18 protein-coding genes are annotated in these 19,955 nt (G+C 47.8%); 13 read left to right on the top strand and 5 right to left on the bottom strand.

The window, feature by feature from the left end; translation table 11 throughout:
• The first annotated feature begins 29 nt into the window (after positions 1 to 29).
• From M1K58_RS10850 to M1K58_RS10885, 8 genes are all read left to right on the top strand, one after another.
• Positions 30 to 1,775: a cache domain-containing sensor histidine kinase gene (locus tag M1K58_RS10850; RefSeq protein WP_256758866.1), complete on the top strand. Its 1,746-nt coding sequence runs from the start codon at positions 30 to 32 to the stop codon at positions 1,773 to 1,775.
• The gene (locus M1K58_RS10855) at positions 1,753 to 3,345 is read left to right on the top strand and encodes a response regulator transcription factor (RefSeq protein WP_256758867.1); all 1,593 of its coding nucleotides are present in this window, start codon (positions 1,753 to 1,755) and stop codon (positions 3,343 to 3,345) included. Before M1K58_RS10850 ends, M1K58_RS10855 begins: the two co-directional genes overlap by 23 nt.
• A 262-nt stretch (positions 3,346 to 3,607) precedes the next feature.
• Complete coding sequence (locus M1K58_RS10860) at positions 3,608 to 5,005, top strand: ABC transporter substrate-binding protein (protein WP_256758868.1); 1,398 nt, start codon at positions 3,608 to 3,610, stop codon at positions 5,003 to 5,005.
• Between the two features lie 78 nt (positions 5,006 to 5,083).
• The gene (locus tag M1K58_RS10865) at positions 5,084 to 5,977 is read left to right on the top strand and encodes a carbohydrate ABC transporter permease (RefSeq protein ID WP_256758869.1); all 894 of its coding nucleotides are present in this window, start codon (positions 5,084 to 5,086) and stop codon (positions 5,975 to 5,977) included.
• Positions 5,978 to 5,990: 13 nt separating this feature from the next.
• Positions 5,991 to 6,836 (top strand): carbohydrate ABC transporter permease, encoded by an 846-nt coding sequence (locus M1K58_RS10870; RefSeq protein WP_256758870.1) that lies wholly within the window; start codon positions 5,991 to 5,993, stop codon positions 6,834 to 6,836.
• Positions 6,837 to 6,881: 45 nt separating this feature from the next.
• The gene (locus tag M1K58_RS10875) at positions 6,882 to 9,353 is read left to right on the top strand and encodes an alpha-mannosidase (protein WP_256758871.1); all 2,472 of its coding nucleotides are present in this window, start codon (positions 6,882 to 6,884) and stop codon (positions 9,351 to 9,353) included.
• 46 nt (positions 9,354 to 9,399) lie between these two features.
• Positions 9,400 to 10,035 carry a D-sedoheptulose-7-phosphate isomerase gene (locus M1K58_RS10880; RefSeq protein ID WP_256758872.1) on the top strand — a complete coding sequence of 212 codons (636 nt, stop codon included), beginning with the start codon at positions 9,400 to 9,402 and terminating at the stop codon, positions 10,033 to 10,035.
• Entirely contained in the window at positions 10,032 to 11,003 is a 972-nt protein-coding gene (locus M1K58_RS10885) for an ROK family protein (protein WP_256758873.1), read from the top strand. The genes M1K58_RS10880 and M1K58_RS10885 overlap by 4 nt, the downstream gene beginning before the upstream one ends.
• Before the next feature lie 60 nt (positions 11,004 to 11,063).
• Here the strand turns inward: M1K58_RS10885 and M1K58_RS10890 are convergent, their stop codons facing one another.
• The gene (locus tag M1K58_RS10890; RefSeq protein ID WP_256758874.1) at positions 11,064 to 11,993 is read right to left on the bottom strand and encodes a helix-turn-helix domain-containing protein; all 930 of its coding nucleotides are present in this window, start codon (positions 11,991 to 11,993) and stop codon (positions 11,064 to 11,066) included.
• A 178-nt stretch (positions 11,994 to 12,171) separates the two neighbouring features.
• On the opposite strand from M1K58_RS10890, the gene M1K58_RS10895 reads away from it, so the two are divergent.
• The 3 genes from M1K58_RS10895 to M1K58_RS10905 all read left to right on the top strand — a co-directional run bounded on the left by M1K58_RS10895 (position 12,172) and on the right by M1K58_RS10905 (position 14,643).
• Complete coding sequence (locus M1K58_RS10895) at positions 12,172 to 12,912, top strand: ThuA domain-containing protein (protein WP_256758875.1); 741 nt, start codon at positions 12,172 to 12,174, stop codon at positions 12,910 to 12,912.
• Positions 12,912 to 13,949 carry a Gfo/Idh/MocA family protein gene (locus tag M1K58_RS10900; protein WP_256758876.1) on the top strand — a complete coding sequence of 346 codons (1,038 nt, stop codon included), beginning with the start codon at positions 12,912 to 12,914 and terminating at the stop codon, positions 13,947 to 13,949. The genes M1K58_RS10895 and M1K58_RS10900 overlap by 1 nt, the downstream gene beginning before the upstream one ends.
• 136 nt (positions 13,950 to 14,085) lie before the next feature.
• Positions 14,086 to 14,643, top strand: coding sequence for an NUDIX hydrolase (locus M1K58_RS10905; protein ID WP_256758877.1), 558 nt, complete (start codon positions 14,086 to 14,088; stop codon positions 14,641 to 14,643).
• On the opposite strand, the gene M1K58_RS10910 is transcribed toward M1K58_RS10905, so the two are convergent.
• Positions 14,629 to 15,426, bottom strand: a complete 798-nt coding sequence (locus M1K58_RS10910) for a helix-turn-helix domain-containing protein (RefSeq protein ID WP_256758878.1) — start codon at positions 15,424 to 15,426, stop codon at positions 14,629 to 14,631. The two genes, M1K58_RS10905 and M1K58_RS10910, sit on opposite strands and share 15 nt — an antisense overlap.
• A gap of 136 nt (positions 15,427 to 15,562) precedes the next feature.
• On the opposite strand from M1K58_RS10910, the gene M1K58_RS10915 reads away from it, so the two are divergent.
• Positions 15,563 to 16,372, top strand: coding sequence for a phytanoyl-CoA dioxygenase family protein (locus M1K58_RS10915; RefSeq protein ID WP_256758879.1), 810 nt, complete (start codon positions 15,563 to 15,565; stop codon positions 16,370 to 16,372).
• A gap of 91 nt (positions 16,373 to 16,463) precedes the next feature.
• Here the strand turns inward: M1K58_RS10915 and M1K58_RS10920 are convergent, their stop codons facing one another.
• Together M1K58_RS10920 and M1K58_RS10925 are read right to left on the bottom strand one after the other, a co-directional pair.
• Positions 16,464 to 17,231 carry a TIM barrel protein gene (locus M1K58_RS10920; RefSeq protein WP_256758880.1) on the bottom strand — a complete coding sequence of 256 codons (768 nt, stop codon included), beginning with the start codon at positions 17,229 to 17,231 and terminating at the stop codon, positions 16,464 to 16,466.
• 32 nt (positions 17,232 to 17,263) lie between these two features.
• Positions 17,264 to 18,235, bottom strand: coding sequence for a Gfo/Idh/MocA family protein (locus M1K58_RS10925; RefSeq protein WP_256758881.1), 972 nt, complete (start codon positions 18,233 to 18,235; stop codon positions 17,264 to 17,266).
• A 131-nt stretch (positions 18,236 to 18,366) separates the two neighbouring features.
• On the opposite strand from M1K58_RS10925, the gene M1K58_RS10930 reads away from it, so the two are divergent.
• Complete coding sequence (locus M1K58_RS10930) at positions 18,367 to 19,200, top strand: AraC family transcriptional regulator (RefSeq protein ID WP_256758882.1); 834 nt, start codon at positions 18,367 to 18,369, stop codon at positions 19,198 to 19,200.
• Positions 19,201 to 19,236: 36 nt separating this feature from the next.
• Here the strand turns inward: M1K58_RS10930 and M1K58_RS10935 are convergent, their stop codons facing one another.
• Positions 19,237 to 19,950 carry an RNA polymerase sigma factor gene (locus M1K58_RS10935; protein ID WP_256758883.1) on the bottom strand — a complete coding sequence of 238 codons (714 nt, stop codon included), beginning with the start codon at positions 19,948 to 19,950 and terminating at the stop codon, positions 19,237 to 19,239.
• Positions 19,951 to 19,955 lie beyond the last annotated feature (5 nt).

A 19,955-nucleotide genomic window follows, 5' to 3' on the forward strand; every position in this document is an offset into this window, starting at 1 on the left:
ATTGGAGCCTGGACAAGAAGCTGATCGCGATGTATGCGTTGATGATTCTATTACCTATGCTCGTAGTAACCTTCCTAGGCTTTCAAACCTACAATTCGAACATGAAGAAGAAGGCGAGTGCCTTCAGCTTGGAGCTGTTAACGCAGCTCGGTAAGAACGTAGACAACTATTATCATGAATTGGAACGGATATCGACGACCTTCTCGATGGATGCTGGCGTAGAGGAAGCTTTGATGACGGAGAAGGACTCGCCCTCAGAACGTTATACGGAAAAGAAAATCATCGACCAAGCGTTAATGAACATCGTTCTTATCCCATTCCAGGATGTCCTCGGCACGTATTTGATTAAGCCGAACGGCGACATTTTCTCCCGTTACGGGTCAGGACAACAGGTAGACTATAACGGATTTCGACAGGAAACATGGTATGAAGAGGCGTTGATGGCTGGGGGGAAGGGCGTGCTCCTTTCGACGGCAAGAACAAAGAGCATAGAAGGAAGGGAAGAGCTGGCTTTTTCTTTTCTTCGGAGTGTAATCGACGTCGACAAAAATCAGTCCGCGGGCGTTTTTCGTATGGATATCAATTTGAACGGACTAAAGGAAATTTTCGAGAATGTTCGTGGAGGTACAGGACAGGAGCTGCTGATCGTCGATTCGCAAGGTCGGATTATCTATGATCGGGACGAGTCCAAGATCACTCACATATTCCCCATCGCCTTGGACATGGAATCAGACAGCGTTGAGGAAAGAATCGAAGGCCAGGAAGCGATGATCAACTATGTAACAGCCCCCTATTCGGGTTGGAAAATCGCTAACGTAATCCCCATCAGGGAACTGACCCAGGGCATCGAAATCATTCGAAATATTTTATGGACCTTGACGGGAGTAGCCGTGCTGCTGTCTATTGCGCTTTCTTTATTCCTTACCCGAAGGCTCCTGTACCCATTGAAGAAAATGCAATCCTTGATGTACAAGGTGGAGAACGGGGACTATTCTGTCCAATTCAAGGCCCATTCGAATGATGAGATTGGTAAGCTTGCGGGTAGCTTTAATCACATGGTCAAGAAGGTAAACGAGCTTGTCCGTCATGTATTCGTCATCCGGATTCTGAAGAGGGAAGCCGATTTCAAAGTTTTGCAGAGTAAAATCAACCCGCATTTCCTGTATAACACGCTCGAATCGATCAGCATGAAAGCGGAAGTGGATAACAACTACGAAGTTGCAGATATGATCTCGAGATTAGGTCGCCTGTTCCGAATGACCATTAATCACGACCGGGAGCTGATCCTGTTTGCCAAGGAAATGGAGTACGTTGAGAACTACGTACAGCTCCAGAAGATCCGTTTTAAAGGTTTGGTTTTCGATGTCGAGATCGCTCCGGAAGTCATGACGTCCTTCATCCTGCCATGGACGATTCAGCCTTTGGTTGAGAATGCGATTATCCATGGACTCTCCCCATTGAATCATGAAGGGCGAATTATAATTGAAGGCAGACTAGAGGGCGACGATATCGTGATTCGGATTAAGGATAACGGAATCGGATTAGACGAGAAGAAGGCAAGAGATATTCAGGCTCAATTATTGACCGACACCGACAAGCTAGAGGATGAAATTCATATTGGCTTAAAAAATATTTCCGATCGTATTCGGTATTATTTCGGTGATCGATATGGCTTGACTTTAAGTGGCAAAAAAGGCCAAGGAACGACTGTTGAGCTTAGAATGAAAAATTTGAAGGAAGAAGGTGAACTGCGTGCCGAAGATCATGGTCATTGATGACGAGGAGATGATTCGCGCAGGGATCGTTTCCATCATTAGACGGCTTGCACCGCAATGGCATGTTAGTGAGTGTAAGGATGCAGAAAGTGCGATGCAAAGCCTGAACTCGGATAAACCGGATCTTATGCTTATCGATGTTTCCATGCCAGGAATGGATGGATTAGAGCTTGCTCATTTTCTGAAAGAAAAATTTCCTGATATTCTGAAAATCGTGCTAACCGGCCATGATAAATTTTCTTATGTTCAAAATGCATTGCGCGCCGAGGTTCTGGACTATTTGTTGAAGCCGATTATCCGCGAGGAGCTCGTTGAAGCTTTGGAGAAAGCCGAACGGTTGATTGGTGAGCGCGTCCATAATCGCCAACAAGCCGCGGAGGCAAGGGCACAAAGATTGCAACATTCGTTAGTGGATCTTCTTTGCGGTTTGCAAGAGTCGGAGGATCAATTGAAAAGGATTTTAATCGAGGAGGGGTGGCAGCTCGAGTCGGTGGAGTACTCTCTCCTGGTGTTCGTTGGAGACGACGATGGGTTTATCGGGCAAGGGGAAAAGCTGTCGCAGCGGGTAGAGGCATTCCAATCTATATTCGGGCAAGAGGATCATACCTTTGCTTTCTTCTCAGACTCCCGCCATTTCTTCGTATTCAGCTCGGGGACGGCTCTCCCGGTAGATGATATGTGGGGCTGGTGGTTGAGAACATGGTCGTCCACCACGACGGACGCATCGTTGGGCGGCGAAGCGTTAATCTGGGGAGGAGGTGCTTCATTCGTCTCGTTGGCAGAGCTGCCCGAGGTATACGGGAACCTGATTCATCAAATGAATAGATCGGAGAACGGACGCAAGAAACCGGATACCGTAAACGGAGCCAACAAAGATCGGATTGATCAAGAGAACCGGCTTCGAGCCGCTTTAGAGACGAACGACTTCGAAGCCCTTATGAATTTTTTTCAGGCGGGCTTTAAGAAGATCAAACAGCAGGCTTCGGAGCAACCTTCCATGATGCGGCTGGGGATGTTTCATTTCTTATTGCTTATCCTTCTGCCCGTACTGACCAAGACGGAATCGAAGCTGAGCTTAGCTATGCGGGAGACTGTTGCTGACGTGCTTTCTAGACTGTCCTTGCCCGGATCGACGATTCATCTAATGTCGATTATATCCGAGTTCGAGAATCAGCTTCGAACGCTGGCAACCCATTTACCGGATAATACGGAGCAGAACAAAGTGATCGAAACGGTCAAAGCCTATATCGGCAAGAACTATGCGGACAAGACATTGTGTTTGGAAACGTTGTCCAAAGTTGTGCATATGAACGGGAATTACGTCAGCAATCTCTTCAAGGAAGTTACCGGCGAGAATTATCTCGTTTATTTGACATCGGCCCGGATGGAGCAGGCCAAGAGAATGCTTCGGGACACGACGCTGAAAACCTATGAGGTCGCCGATAGCACTGGGTATTCATCGACGAAATATTTCTGTAAGGTGTTCCGGAAAATGCACGGAATGACGCCTTCGGAATACCGTAATCGCTCACAAGGTTCGGAAGGATCGGATAAAACGTCTGTAGATTAGTGAAGTTATCGACCTCGAGCGAGGTGAGCACTGTAACTGTCTCGCAGTAAGCGAGCAATGAAATCGTAAAGTATTTGATTGAAAAAATAATATGAAGTAGAAAACTGACGTCGATACTCCTTCGGCGTCAGTTTTTTATTTTTTGGTGATCAATAAACACCTGTAGAAAGTGGCATAAATCATCATTTTAGGTCGTTTGAAAGCACTTTCAGATCCTCTATATTTAGTAAGTAAACCACAAACAGGAGGGGATCAGCAAGATATGAAAACAAAGAAGATTGTATTTCTAAGCCTGACAGTATTGCTTTTGCTAGCTGTTGGACTGACCGGATGTGGCGGCTCTAACAAGTCGGCAGAATCGGCTAAACCATCCGCATCTGCCTCTACACCTGCAACTGAAAGTGCATCAAGCTCCGCGGAAGAGAGCCCGAGCGCGGAAGCGGGACCTACACTTGCAGGGGATTTTGAAGTGCAATACTGTGTTGGCGGATACGGGGATAGCTGGCAGAAATCGATGGTCAAGCAGTTCAAGGAAAAATATCCGGACGTGAACATCATCGAGTCGGCTGGACCGAAAATCAATGACCAGATGAAGCCCCGCTGGATTCAAGGTGATCCACCGGATCTTGTCTTTATCGACTGTGCTGGAGGACTGGACGTACTGCAATCGATCAAAGACGGACAACTCATGGATCTGACCGATTGGTTGAAGACAGCTCAGAATGTGGATGGAGAGTTAATCTCGGATTTACTGATCGCGCCGGCGGAAGATTTTGGCGGCAAAAATTATACGATCCCGTTCGTCTTCGGTTCATGGGGAACGTTCTACGATCAAGCGTTGTTCAGAGAGAAGAACTGGGAAGTCCCGACCGATTTTGATAGCTTCCTGGCAGTAAGTGAGAAAATCAAAGCTTCAGGCATGGAGCCTTACGTTCACACGGGCGTCCACACCGGTTACTTCACGGGAGGATTCTTGTTCCCGGCGATCGTATCCGCTAACGGCGATGATCCGGCCATCCTGAAGGATATGGCGGATTTGAAGGAAGGCGTGTTCAAGAGCGAGCCTGTCATGAAAGCTCTGCAGCAAATTGTCACCCTGCGCGATAAAGGATTTATCGATAAAGCTTCGGGAGCATTGAACCATACCGATTCGCAAATTCAATTCGTGCAGCACAAGGATGCCTTTATCCCGAATGGGCTATGGGTTGAGAACGAGATGAAGCAGGATACGCCGGCAGGATTCGAATTCGGTATGATTCCTTCCATTACTCAAGCACCAGGCGGTAAATATATCGCCAATCCGTATACTAGCCCGATCGCGATCGCGAGCAAGGCGAAAAATCCGGAAGCGGCCAAAGCGTTCATTCAATTCATCTATTCCAAGAAAGCGGCAATCGAGTGGGCTGAGCTCACAGGAGCGTTGTTCAATGTCAAAGTCGACTTGAACGGAAGTAAGGCGAGCGCGCTTTCGATTAGCGCAAGCAAGTATTATAGCAGTCCGGATCTCGTCGTCCTGCCTGCCGTGACCAATAACGAGGATGTAAAAAAAGAATGGGAAAACGCGACGCTCGCGTTGACCTACGGCAAAGTTACGCCGGAGGAATGGGCGGATCGCGTAGAGAAGGCTGCGGCGAAGGCGCGGGCTAAAAATAAGCAGTAAATTTGATTGTTGTCGAGGATAAGAGAACCTTCTCTTATCCTCGACACGTCCATTTTGATCCTAAGGAGGGGGTGCAATATGACAACAAAACGGAAACGCAGCCTTTTTATTGCCTCTTTCATTTTACCGACATTAGTACTCTATAGCCTATTCATTTTCTATCCAATCATCAGAGCAATCTATATTAGTTTTTTCGATTGGTCGGGCTCTTCCGAGAATATGAATTATATCGGGTTCGGAAATTTTCGCGAAATGTACTCCGATCCGATCATATATAAGGCGATAGCAAACGATTACTTCCTTATCTTCTGGAAAGTGATCGGAATTATGACCATCGCTTGCTTCTTCGCGGTTGCCCTTACCCGGTTCCGAATGAGGGGAGCCAGCTTCTACCGCGTCGTCTTCTTCTTTCCGAACGTGCTCTCGATCGTCGTAATCGCAGTACTCTGGCGCTTTATCTACAATCCTTCGCTCGGACTGCTGAATGACATCCTGTCTCTCATTGTCCAGCGAGAGGTGGAAATTCCGTGGCTTGGAGATTCGAGATACTCCTTGTGGGCATTATTGCCGCCGGCTATTTGGGCAGGGATCGGTTTTTTCATGATTTTGCTCATTGCAGCCATTAAGAGCATTCCGGCTTCCTTGTATGAATCGGCTGAGATCGATGGGGCAAAGCAATGGAAGCAATTTACGAAGATTACGATCCCGTTAATCTGGGAGCAGGTCAAAGTGTCCATCGTCTTGATCGTAATCACGTCGTTGAACGGATCTTTTGCCATCGTCAGTGTCATGACGGAAGGCGGTCCGGATAATGCGACCCAAGTGCTAGGCTATTATTTATATCAAATGGGTTTTAAACAATATCACATGGGCTACGCTTCCGCGATCGGCGTATTCATTCTAGTGCTTTCTCTGATTACGACCGCTATTCTGCAAAGGTTGATGAAGAGAGACACGGTTGAAGTCTCATGAGGAGGTAGAAGACATGAAGATTAATACGAATAGTCCGATTACGCGGTTGCTTACGACCTTGATGTTATTGGTATGGACTGTTTTCTCCGTCTATCCGCTCATTTTTTCCTTATTCGATTCGTTAAAGGATAACCAGCAATTTTATACGAAGAGCGCCTGGGCGCTTCCCGATATACCGCTCTTATGGTCTAACTTCTCCTATACCTGGGATAAATACAACTTCGGCTCGTACTTCCTCAATACGATTCTCGTTACCGGGGGTAGCATGGTGCTGGCGTTGTTACTGACTGCTACTACAGCCTATGTTTTGGCTAGATTCGCTTTCAAGGGAAAAGGTCTCCTCTATTATCTCTACCTTTCATCCTTGACGATTCCTTCCTTGATGCTTGTCGTACCGATGTTCTTTTTGTTTAGTGATTTGCATGTGTACAACAAGCTATCCGGGATTATTTTGCTTTATTCTATTACGGCCATGCCGATGGGGATGTTTATTTTGATTGGCTTCTTTAAGTCTTTGCCGCACGAATTGGAAGAATCCGCGGTCATCGATGGGGCATCTCCATACAGCGTCTTTTTCAAAATCATGTTTCCTTTGGCGTTGCCGGGTCTGATTACAATAAGCATCATCAACGTGCTGAACTTCTGGAACGAATACCAATACGCATTGATTCTATTAAGCGACGCCACCAAATATACGCTACCGATCGGCCTTGCTTTCATGCAAGGGGAAATGCAGTATCGGATCGAATTTGGTCCCTTGTTCGCAGGACTGTTGATCTCGACGATTCCGATCATCATCATTTATATTCTTTTTCAAAGGCAGATCAATGACGGAATCGTCGCGGGAGCGGTTAAATAGCTGCAAGGGTGGTTAGGATTTGGTTTACGCAAGGGGGAGAACATATTGAAACGCCTGCATATGATCGGTAACGCGCATCTGGACCCGGTATGGCTATGGCAATGGCAAGAAGGTTTTCATGAGATCAAAGCGACTTTCCGATCCGCGCTGGATCGGATGAACGAATATCCAGATTTTATTTTCACATCCAGCTCTGTCGCTTACTACGAGTGGATAGAGCACAATTGCCCCTCCATGTTCGAGGAAATCAAGCAACGTGCTGCCGAGGGTAGGTGGGTCATTTGCGGGGGCTGGTGGATCCAGCCGGACTGTAACTTGCCGAACGGGGAGTCGTTCGTAAGACAAGGGTTGTGTGGGCAACGCTACTTGAAGGAAAAGTTCGGCGTAACAGCTAATGTGGGCTATAACGTTGACAGCTTCGGACATCATGCAATGCTACCGCAAATTCTGAAGAAGAGCGGATTGGACTACTACGTTATGATGCGCCCTATGGATCACGAAATGGATTTGCCGAGTCGTGTATTCCAATGGGAGTCAGATGATGGTAGCCAAGTGCTTTCGTACCGTATTCCTATTGGGTACTATTCTGTACAAGACAATGTAGGCGAACAGATTGAGCTGATGTCAGGCGAATTGGAGCTTCCACTACATGATCGTTTAATGTGCTTTTACGGCGTTGGGAACCATGGCGGCGGGCCGACGAAAAAGAATATTGAAAGCGTTATGCGTCTTAGACAGGAGCAAGCGGATACGGAGATCCTATTCAGCTCTCCAGATCGCTTCTTCGCTGATTTGACCGATGAGAATGAATATCCTATCATTCATGCCGAGCTACAAATGCATGCCATTGGCTGTTATTCGGCGCATTCCGCAGTTAAGCGTTGGAACCGACAAGCGGAAAATTTACTGATGGCAGCGGAGAAGCTCTCTGTCATCGGAGGGACTCTGACTGAAATCCCTTGTGCTGCTCCATTCGGCCAAGCTTGGAAGAACGTACTGTTCAATCAATTCCACGACATTCTCCCGGGGACGAGTATATTACCTGCTTTTGAAGACGCACTGGATTTGTATGGAGAGGCGAGAACGATCGCGTCTCGAGCAATGAATCATGCCATGCAGGCGGTCTCTTGGAGCGTTGGTATCGCTCAGGAAGAGGGAATGACACCCATCGTAGTGTTTAATCCGCATGCATGGCGCGTATCGAGCTATGTGGAACTGGAATTCGGGCATCCCGGTTGGGTTGGAGATAGCTTGCTGAAAGGGACCGAGGTGCTTGTCGATTCGGAAAGTAATCCGATTCCATTTCAGGAGGTACAATCGCTGGCATCGACGGATTTCCGCAGTCGCCTCGGTTTTTTCGCGGAGCTACCAGCGCTCGGCTATCGGGTATACCGACTGTACAAGAATCCGCCAGAAGCGTTAGCTCATATCGAGAAAGAGAAAGCTCCGATAAGGGCAAGTGATCTCATGATTGAGAATGAATGGCTGAAGCTGGAGATTAACGCGCAAACAGGTGCTATAAGTCGCCTCTTTGACAAGAAAAGTGCCGTCGAGGTGTTCGAGGGCGATGCGGCTAAAGCGATCGTGTTGGAGGATCTTACGGATACTTGGAGCCATGGTATCGCGAAATTTGCAGGGGATATTTCCGGCGAATTTGAAGCTGTTTCAGTAAAGCTCATTGAGCGTGGATCCGTTAAATCGGTAATCCGAGCAGAGAGCCGATTCGGACATTCCCAACTGATCCAGCAATTTACGATGTATGCGGATTCCGAGCAAATCGACGTTGATGTTACGGTCGATTGGAGGGAGCGTCATCGTCTGTTGAAGCTACATTTTCCTGTGCCTTACCGATCTTGCATCGGAACTTATGAGATCCCTTACGGTCATATTGAGCGCCCATTGAACGGCAATGAAGTCCCTGCTTTGAGCTGGGTGGATTTGACGGGGGAGTGGGGGAGAGATCTTTATGGTCTAAGTATTCTGAACGATGGCAAATACAGCTTCGATATGGGTGAAGGCTACGTTCGGATGACGGTGCTTCGTAGTCCGATTTATGCACATCACGAGCCGGTCTGGCATCCGAAGGATTATATTCCTATACCGGGTCGTGAGTACGACTATATGGATCAAGGTGCTCAGAGCTTCCGTTATTCGTTATTGCCTCATACGGGAAATTGGAAATCTGCGAGGACGGTCAAGAGAGCCGCGGAGTTGAATATGAAGCCGATCTCGCTGATCGGAACCTATCATGAGGGCATTCTTCCCCATTATCTCGAGTTCGTCAACGTCGATTGTGAGCATGTCATCGTTAGCGTCGTTAAGCCAGCAGAAGACGGAGATGGTCTCATCATTCGCTGTTATGAGACGAACAAGGCAGAAGCAAAGGTAACTATCGATTTCCCTCATCTAGGAAGAACAATTCGTACAACCTTTGGTCCTTGCGAGATCAGAACATTCCGCATTCCTGCGGACAAGTCTCAGCCTATTACGGAAACGAACCTGACCGAGCTTGAATAGCAAACAAGCTAGAAAATACAACATGAAGGAGGGTGCAAGAAAACTAATGCAGGCATCAATGAAGGAATTGACTCGCAAGTACCCTGAGCTTCGAACCTGTGAGCCGGACATCGTACGAGTCTTCGAAATGATGAAGCTTAGCTTTCGCCAAGGCGGTAAAGTGTTATTGTGCGGTAACGGAGGAAGTGCATCGGATTGCGAGCATATCGTAGGTGAGCTGATGAAGGGCTTTATGTCGACGAGGAAGCTTCCTGAAGAGACGCAATCCCGCATCAGCGGAATTTATCCAGAAGATGGGGAATATTTGAGCAAGCATCTCCAGGGAGCTCTCCCTGCTATTTCATTGGTGAGCCAATCCGCACTCCTCACAGCGTTCGCTAACGATGTCGCGCCGGACATGATTTATGCGCAGCAAGTTTTTGGTTATGGGTGTCAGGGGGACGTACTCCTTGCACTGAGCACCTCGGGCAATTCGCAAAATGTCTTACGCGCTGTGCAAATTGCCAAAGTGCAAGGCTTGCGAACGATTGGAATGACCGGTGAAGTCGGCGGAAAGCTTCGGGAGCTGTGTGATGTGACGATTCGGATTCCTTCGAGACGGACTCCGGATATTCAGGAGCGTCACCTGCCGATTTACCATGCCCTCTGCATTATGCTAGAAGAGGAGTTCTTCCCGTCATGAGTGAGTGTCGGTTATTGGGCGGGTTTGACATTGGCGGAACGAAATGCGCGGTTAGCCTTGGGGTAGTGTCCGGGGACCATGTGGAGCTACTGGACAAGCGAAGCTTCCTAACGCCCGACAATCCTGAAGCGGCGATAGAGCGTGCCCTAAAGGAATTGGTGAAGCTGTTGGATAGGCAGGATGATACATTATCCGCAATTGGCATTAGTTGTGGGGGGCCGTTGAATAGCAGGGAAGGGATTGTTCTTTCACCGCCTAACTTGCCGAACTGGGACCGGATTCAAGTTTGTGAACCATTCCGTGAACGGTTCGGGGTACCCGTCGGGCTCCAGAATGACGCTAACGCATGTGCGCTTGCGGAATGGAGATGGGGAGCAGGACAAGGTACTCGCAATCTGATTTTCCTGACCTTCGGAACCGGGATGGGAGCAGGCATTATTCTCGACGGGCGGCTTTATTCCGGCACAAGTGATGCTGCTGGAGAAGTCGGTCACATCCGCCTTGAACAGAATGGACCCATGGGTTATGGCAAGAATGGGTCCTTCGAGGGCTTTTGTAGCGGGGGTGGCATTTCTCAGCTTGGGCGAACGATGGCGCGACAGGTGCTACAACGAGGTGGGAAGTCGCTCTTCTGTCAGACTGAACAGCAGTTGCAGACAGTTACCGCACAGCAAATAGCCGAGGCTGCCGTACGGGGTGATCATCTGGCATTAGAAATATTCGAGATTGTCGGAAGGAATTTGGGCAAAGGGCTTGCCCTTCTAGTTGACATTCTTAATCCCGAGATGATCGTCATCGGCAGTATTTATGCGAGGCAACAAAAGCGACTAGAGCCCTTTGTCTTGGAAGAGCTTCGGCGGGAAGCTCTGCCGGATTCGGCTGCGGTTTGCCAAATTGTGCCCGCTGGCTTAAGGGAACAAATCGGTGACTATGCCGCTTTGTCGGTGGCGCTCCATATACTTTCGTGAGGGAGAACCCGGCTGAATAACTCGGCGTTCTAGCCCTCGATATTTATGAGCTTCAGCCCATTATGAATTTACATTAGGCATGCGAAGCTTATTCTTATATTCCTTCGGTGAGCAATCGTTATAGCGACGGAACATATCATAGAAGTGGCCGATGTTGGAGAACCCTACCGACTCGGCTATTTCTGCTATGCTGACTTCGCTAGTGAGGAGCTGCTGCTCGGCTTTCTTAATCCGCTTATAGACAACGAAATCAGTGAAGGACATACCGACTGCTTTCTTGAAGGTCTTGATGAAATGCGTATAGCTCATATTCAACTGGCTGCTGATTTCAGTTACGGATAGCTTCTCGCTGAGGTTCTGTTCGACATAATCGACCGCAGGCTGAAGTCTTCCGAGCAAACGATTGTCGTTATAATTAAGCTGCATATCGGTATCATGACGAAGGAGGAGAAGAAGGATGTTCTTGATCCGCGAGGATACGGCCAGCTCGTAACCGATCCGTGCATCGTTCATTTCCTGAAAAATTTCTTGAATGAGCGCTGAAGTTTGGATGCGAGCATCATCATTATTTCTATAAATGTAATTCAGTGAGCTAAGCGGTCGAATAACTTCAGAGAAATGCTGCATGCTGTTTAGAGTACTCAGATCCCAGTATTTGCGTAAGTCGATCTGGAATACGAGCTGCTTCGTGCTGCCTTCCTTCGATTGCATCGTCGTATGAGGCTCCGATGAACCGAAAAGGGCGATATCCCCTTTACGTAGAATCAACTGTTCTTCTCTATAGAAGGCGGTAAGCTCCCCCTCCAGAATAAGCAGGAATTCAACTTCCTCGTGGTAATGCCAATCGTTGAACCGTTTTTGCTTCCAGTTTTGTTCCGTTTTGCGTCGAAGCTCTTCAGAAGGCTGGGAATCTGAATCAATCTGCCAAATCCTCATCGCAAGAAAAGGGTTCTGGTGGACAACCTGCTCGTGGCGCATCTCAGGGTACATGTGCAAGCTCCTTGGATATAAGGTTGCGACAGGATCGCGTAACGATATTTTAACATATTCGCATTGATTGAAATAGTTAATGACAGAATACCGTAAGAAATGAGTCGAATTGGTAATCGATTGATAGGCATTCCTCGAATAAAATAGAGAGGAAATTAACATTAAGGAGTGTCCAGCCATGAGCCAAGTTAACCCATCTATCAACGTAACAGTTTGGAACGAATATCGTCATGAAAAAGCAAGCGAGAAGGTAGCCTCCGTTTATCCGCAAGGGATGCATACTGCGATAGCCGAAGGTTTGGATATTACGGGCAAAGTGGCTGTGGCAACTTTAGACGAGCCGGAGCATGGTTTAACGGAAGAAGTACTTAACGGTACGGATGTCCTTATCTGGTGGGGACATATGGCGCATGGAGATGTTCAAGATGACATCGTGCAGAGAGTGTATGATCGCGTACTGAAGGGCATGGGTCTGATCGTGCTTCATTCCGGTCATTTCTCGAAAATATTTAAAAAGCTGATGGGAACCTCTTGTGATCTCAAATGGCGTGAAGCGGACGAGAAGGAACGGATTTGGATCGTTAATCCGGGTCATCCAATTGCGGACGGCCTCGGTGAATATATCGAGTTACCAAAGGAAGAGATGTACGGAGAGCACTTCGATATCCCGCAGCCAGACGAACTCGTCATGGTTAGCTGGTTTGAAGGTGGAGAAGTATTCCGTAGTGGATGCTGCTATACGCGCGGCGCTGGTAAAATCTTTTATTTCCGTCCAGGTCACGAGACTTACCCGACTTACTATAATCCGGAAATCCGTAGGGTTATTTCCAATGCGGTGAAATGGGCTGCTCCAGTTAATCGTGAGTATCCGAAATATGGCAATGCGCAACCTCTTGAGACAATTAAGGAGAAAAACTAATGACGCTTAAAGTAGGAGTTATCGGTACGGGGGGCATATTCAAAGGTGCTCATCTACCGGGATGGTTATCCCATAAAGAAGTAGAAATTGTCGCGTTCTGCGACGCATTCAAAGCATCCGCTGAAGCAGCGGCGAAAGACTTCCCCGATGCGAAGGTGTATGACGATTATCGCGAGCTTATTGCCGATCCATCCATCGATATTGTTGGAATTAGCACGCCAAACCTGTACCATTCAGAGATTGCCATCGCGGCGCTGCAGAAAGGAAAGCACGTCTTCTGCGAGAAGCCGGATGCAGTAAATCCAGTTGAAGCACAGAAGATGGCTGACGTCGCGAAGGCTTCAGGGAAGCTTCTTATGGCGATGCGTAACAATCGGTTCAGCGAAGAAGCGAAATTCGCCAAGCGGATTATTGAGCAAGGTCAACTCGGCGATCTCTATATGGGACGTTGTGGTTGGATTCGTCGTCGGGGAATTCCAGGGCGCGGTGGTTGGTTTACGACTAAGGAATTGTCGGGTGGTGGACCTTTAATTGACCTTGGTGTGCACATGATCGACATGGCGATGTGGTTGAGCGGTAATCCGAAGCCAGTTACGGTGACAGGGTCGACGTATCGCAAGTTCGCCGACCGTCCGGATGCTTCGGGTCTTATCCCGGCGGGAACATTCGATGTTGAGGACTTGGCGGCAGGGTTTATCCGCTTCGATAACGGCGCATCGCTTCAGATCGAATTTAGCTGGGCTTCCAATATTGAGGAAGAGAAGAAGTTCCTCGAATGGAGAGGTACGGAAGGTGGCTTCAGCCTCGTGAACGACAAGCTGAGTCTATTCACAGAAAATGAAGGCGTTCTAATCGACCAGAAACCAAATTTTCCAGTGGCAGCTATCCCTCAGCATACAGCAAATATTCAGCATTTCGTCGAGTGCGTGCTAGGTCGCGAGACTCCGATCATAACACCAGATCATGGTGTGGACATGATTAAAATTTTGTCTGCGATCTATGAGTCCGCCGAGCTCGGTCGCGAGATTAGATTGTAAAGGATTTAAACATATATACAGTAAGGCCCCGAGAGAGCTCGGGGCCTTACTTGTGTCTAAGTAATAAAAAAAATTGACAAACATTAGAGTGGAATGCATAATTTTTTTACTAACAACAACAGAGCAGGTGACAGTAATGGAAGTGAACTTTTGTTCGTCGTGCGGACACGAGATGGAAAACCGGGACGTAGACGGGACGATTAGAAGAGCATGCACAAAGTGTAGCTTCGTGCATTGGGGTAGCTATAGCATCGGCGTGGGTGCGCTTGTCGTTAAGGAGGACAAAGTGCTGCTCGTGCGTAGGGCACAAGAACCGGGCAAAGGTTACTGGACGAATCCGGGTGGGTATATTGAACAGCTAGAGCCGATAGAAGAAACGATAGTTAGGGAAGTGATGGAGGAAAGTGGGGTTGAGGCGACGGTACGAGGCATTGTAGCGTTGAGGGATCAACCAAGAAGCATCCATAATCTCTATGTCGCTTTCGAGATGGACTATGTGAAAGGTGAGCCGATTCCGGATGGAGTCGAGGTAGACGCCGCCGGTTTCTATAGTTTGACGGAGATGGAGACGATGAATGTTGCTCCCTTTACTCAATGGCTCGTAGACGTTGCCCTGCGAGGGAAATCAGATGGGCTTGTCGTAGACGAACAGCCCATTGTTCCGCTTAAGGGGTACGGATTATTTAGAGCGTAAATACCTCCTCGGACTGACGCCATAAGCTCTGCGAAACAAAGCGGCGAAATGGTTGTAGTTGTTGAATCCGACATCGAACGAGGCTTCGGTAGCTGATCTGCCCATGTGCTGCATGAGTAGAACAGCTTGCCGGAGCCTCATTTGATTAAGATGCTCTAAGATCGATTCACCTATCTCTTGCTTAAATAGATGTGACAGCCTTGACGAGGACAAGCTAACGGCTTTGGCTAGATCGTCGATGCGTATTTCCTCTTTCATGGATTCGGATAGAAGCTGCAAAACATGCTCGATTCGTGCATCGAGCTTCTTCTCTAGCCGCTGGGCGATTAAGAGGAGAATCTCCTTTAAGGAGTTCTCACACAGGGCATGCCAAAATCCGGAATGGTCACGCGAATCGTGGAGCAAATTTTGAAATGTACGAAGTACCCGATCTCGCAGGTATCCTTCAGGTAGGGTGTGAATGAAGACTTCGTCTGGAGGAAGATAGTCGGTTTCCACTAGTTTGTGAAAATGAGCCCAGACAAAATTCCAACGTTTTCCCTGCGCCGTTCCGTATTCATGTGCAACTCCCGAGCGGAGAATTCCGATTTGTCCCGTTCCACAGTGCTTTTCTCCAGCAGATGTCCGAAAATACCCCTCTCCGCTTATTGTATATACGATTAGACAATCGCTCATGCCAACTGGCCTACGTGTATGATAGGTATCGTCTGCGTTGAAATGACCTCCGAAAATGGCAGCGTTAGAGATCTCGGGATATTCCTCAGGAGGGTTATCAAAAGTCATGGCGTGCCTCCGTTCACAAATTAATGAATAGCAGTATCCATGTACTTAATAGCAGCAATCTTACTTCATCAACCCTATAGAAAACGCTAATCTAATGTCAAGGAAAATAAACCTGCACATAGAGGAGTGGTCTTGAATGAGCATTAGGTTGAAGACATTAACTGAGGAGCAATTATCCCATTTCGCTAGAGAGGGTTACTTGATCGTCAAAGGGCTTTTCTCGGCAGAAGATCTGTCCACGATCGAGCAAACTTTCGAAGAGATAAGCCAAGTGAAGGTTCCGGGCTATTTCGAACCCGATTTGGATGAAGGCTCCGACGATCCGCTAAAGAGGTATCCTCGTGTCATGCATCCGCACCGATTTAACGATACGGCCAAGAGATACATGCTGCACAAACCGGTGATGGACGTGCTTGCAGATCTTTACGGGGAGGAAGCTTACGCCGCACAAAGCATGTTCTATTACAAGCCACCGGGCTCCCGTGGGCAAGCCCTTCACCAAGATAATTTCTATTTGAAGGTGGAGCCGGGCAACTGTATCGCAGCTTGGACAGCAGTCGACGCGGCACATGAGGAGAATGGAGGGCTGCTTGTCGTTCCGAAGACAAGTGATTACGAGATTGTATGCCCGGATTTAGCAGACTCCAAGGAATCATTTACAACTCACTATGTGAAGCCTCCTAAGGATGAGAAAGTAATTCCTGCGATCATGGACAAAGGTGATGTCCTCTTCTTCAATGGAAACCTGATTCATGGCTCGTATCGGAATAAGACGAAGGATCAGTTCCGCAGAGCGTTCATTTGCCATTATGCGAATTCATCGGCTACCCATATCAGCGAGCACTATCGTCCATTGTTCAGGGAAGACGGCACGGTAGTCGATCTGGATGCCAATTCGGATGGCGGACCGTGTGGGATAGAGTTTGATATGGCGTATCCGCATTAATCTAGTCCTTCCTTATTGCAACAAAAGAGCTGGCCCAGAATGTCTGTGTTTACGAGACCTTCTGAGCCAGCTCCTTGTTAATGCGTTCAAGCTATACGACTTTGGAAATAATTTCTTCCTTAAACTGCTGGACAGCTAAGTCCGTATCTATCGTATAGCCACACTCCAGACCAATGAAGCCGGAAAAGCCGGTGTCTTTGATCGCGCGTAAAATATTGACGTAGTTGAGCTCACCTGTACCTGGCTGCTTGCGTCCTGGATTGTCAGCAATATGATAGTGGTTGATCCTATCGATATATCCCGTCGCGTTACGGATGACATTGCCTTCCGTAATCTGCTGGTGGTAGACGTCGAACACAAGCTTAACGTTCGGGCTACCCACTTGATCAATAACGTCAACCGATTCGTCAGAGCGTTGGAGGAAATGCCCCATGTGGTCGACGAGTCCATTCAATGGCTCGATTTCGAGCACGATGTCGGCTTCCTCAAACAGAGGTGCGCAACGCTTTAACGTCTCGACCATCGTTTGCCGTTGAATGTCGCGCGGAATTCCGTCAATCACATTACCTGTTTGAGAGATGACAGAGCGAACGTTCAAGATTTTGCAAGCCTCGATCGTCTGACGGATTCCTTCCAAGTAAGCATCCCTGTAAGATTCATCAACCAAGCTAATGAACTTAGTGCAAGTCGCACTAATCCCGACACCGATCCGTTCCTGTTCCTTGGCTATCCTCTTCAGATCTTTCAGATCCCACCAAGCGTAATATTCCAATCCGTGGAATCCGTGCTCATTGATTTTCTCTAAGTGATAGATTTCGTCTTTACCCTGATACGCTCCGATACATAAGGAAAATTTCATGTGAGTTTAAGCTCCCCTTGAGAAAAAATGTTTTAGGATAGTAGGATCGCCTTGCCGGATGCGGCTGATTCATTCGCAGCGATCGTAATTTCGTGCGTTTTCAAGGAATCCTCGTAATTGGACAAAATTTGGGATGTATCTCCCGTTCTCAGCGCATGGAGGAATGCTTCGTCCTCTATGTAATACGGATTTGCTACATTTGGATGAACCGTTGTTCCGGCTGTCGTTAGCTCTCGTAGTGCATCGCTTCTAAGCTCCAAAACCCCGTTACTCGTATAAATGTCGAGGCCTGTGTGATGACCAATCGGCAGTAAACAAGTATTCGAGATAGTAGCGACCATGCCGTTCTTTAGCTTCAGCGTGACAGTGCCGACATCAGGTACATCTGTACCTTCGACTTGTTCTCCCATCACTTGTAACGAATAGGCGGCATAAACCTCTTGAACCTCTCCGCATAAATAGCGAAGTAAATCGACAATATGTGTCGTTTGCTCTACGAACTGGCCACCGGAGCCAGCCTGAACTCTCCACCAAGGGACCATTGGCATGCCGCCCATCCAGTAGCCGAGAGCCATCCCTGGCTTGCTGTTTGCCAAGAGCTGCTTGGCCAAGCTCGCAGACTCATTATACCTCCAATGATAGCCAACGGAGGTGATTAGATTATTTGATTTGATTTTTTCTCCGATTGAGAGTGGAACCTCTCGATTAATTCCAAGGGGCTTCTCGACAAGGAAGGGAATTCCTCGTTCAACCAATTGATATTCTGCATCGCCATGAGCCATCGGAGGGACACAAACGTAAACGCCGTCCAAATCGGATCCATCCAGCATTTCGTTGAGATTAGAGAACGCTTTCGCTCCGTTATGCTCTGATGCAGCTTGTTGAGCACGTTGGATGTCGACATCGTAGAAGGCTGATAAGGCGACGCCTTCCATTTGAACCAAGTTCTTGACATGATGATGGGCAATTCCTCCGGTTCCGATAAAACCAAGCTTCAACGTCATTCGCTATTCCACTCCCACTCCATAGGATATCGTATAATTAAACTTACGACCCTATTTTAATCCATGAGATCATCTAATTAAATATAATATAATGCCTATCCGATATAATAAAATGAAACAGGAGGTGCGATGTGGAAACGTACTATAGCAGGCATTTTGTGACCACGGAGTGGGATCGTCGATTGCCGCTTCATCTCACAAGCGTTGGATACTCGGATCAGGCAGCGATCAATAGGGAAGCTGGATTTCAGAGTTATCATTGGTTGCATACCGTCGAGGGCTGCGGTGAATTTATAGTGAACGGCCAAAGCTTCAAGCTATACCCGAATCAAGGAATCCTACTGAAGCCGAATGTACCCCATCATTATTTTCCGGAATCAGCAGCTTGGTCGACATGGTTTATGACCTTCGACGGTGCCCTAGCTAATCCGATAACGGCTTCTCTAGAGCTACAACAAATGCTGCCGCTCAGCTGGGATGCAGACTGTCCACTTGCCAATATTCATGAGCAATATAGCGAGAAGTGTGGGTTTAGCTTTGACTTTGCAGGCATTAATGGATCGCTTGAGGTGTACGCTTTCTTATCTCAGATCAAGCAGTATGGCAAATCCAGTGGGCAAGCCTCTCTATCTAAAGGACATGCACGACTGACCCCCATTTACCTGCTTATTGAGGAGGACTTTGGTGATCCCAACTTAGGCCTTAATCGAATGGCAGAAACGCTGCACATTAGCCCGCAATATTTGAATACGTTGTTTCGCAATAGCTGGGGAATTAGCCCTTATCAATATTTGGTCCAGTTTCGCATTCAAAAGTCCAAGGAGCTACTGCTCGCGGATCGTGGGAGGACGGTTAAAGACATCGCATCGGCTGTTGGATTCCAGGATGATAGCCATTTTATACATACTTTTCATAAGCTAGCGGGGATGACACCGTTACAGTTCCGTCTGCTATATGGGGAATAATCTTTGTATGAATGGCTTAGATAGTAAAAAACCCTACTATGCAGCCAGCATAGTAGGGCTTTGTGATTTGTAACTCTTATGAAGCTGCTTGCTGTGGATCATGCTGATCGCCATCGCGGGTTCCATTTCGTTCATCTGAACGAGCTGGATCAAGGTTGCCATATCACCCATTCGATAAGCAGCGGCAATGATTCTGAGGTAAGTTTTCAGCCCTTCGTCCTCTGGCAAGGAGAGGACATCCTTTTCAATATCATCCTGGACTAGACGAAGAGATTGGCGTGCCCGGTGCAAAGCAGCCTTTACGGCTCCTTCTGTCGTTCCAAGCTTTGCTGCTGTTTCGGCAATTGGATATTCCAGTACGTCTCGCAATAGGAATACGGCTCTCTGCAGAGGTGACAGATGCTTGATTAAAGCTTGGAAAATCGCTTCAATCTCGAACGTCCCTCCTTGATCGGGTTGAGAAGCCCGGGATCGTTCCGCCTTCAATATCCGGTCTAGAACTGTTTTTCTGCGTGTATGGTCAATCCACGTATTCTTCGCAATTCGCAGCAAGTAAGCTTCCGTATTGAGGTGTCCAACACTTTGTAACAGGCTTATAGCTTTAAGCCAAGTTTCCTGCACCAAGTCCTCGGCATCCCAAGTGGATTCGGTTAGAGAGAGGCAGTACCGCTTGAGTACGGTTTGCAGATTTACCACGTTAGGGTTTTCTTCGTCTTTCGTGGCCTTGTGTATGTTATCCACTAAGATCATCGAGC

This window comes from Cohnella sp. WQ 127256 (genome assembly GCF_024519285.1).
Classification (GTDB): domain Bacteria; phylum Bacillota; class Bacilli; order Paenibacillales; family Paenibacillaceae; genus Cohnella.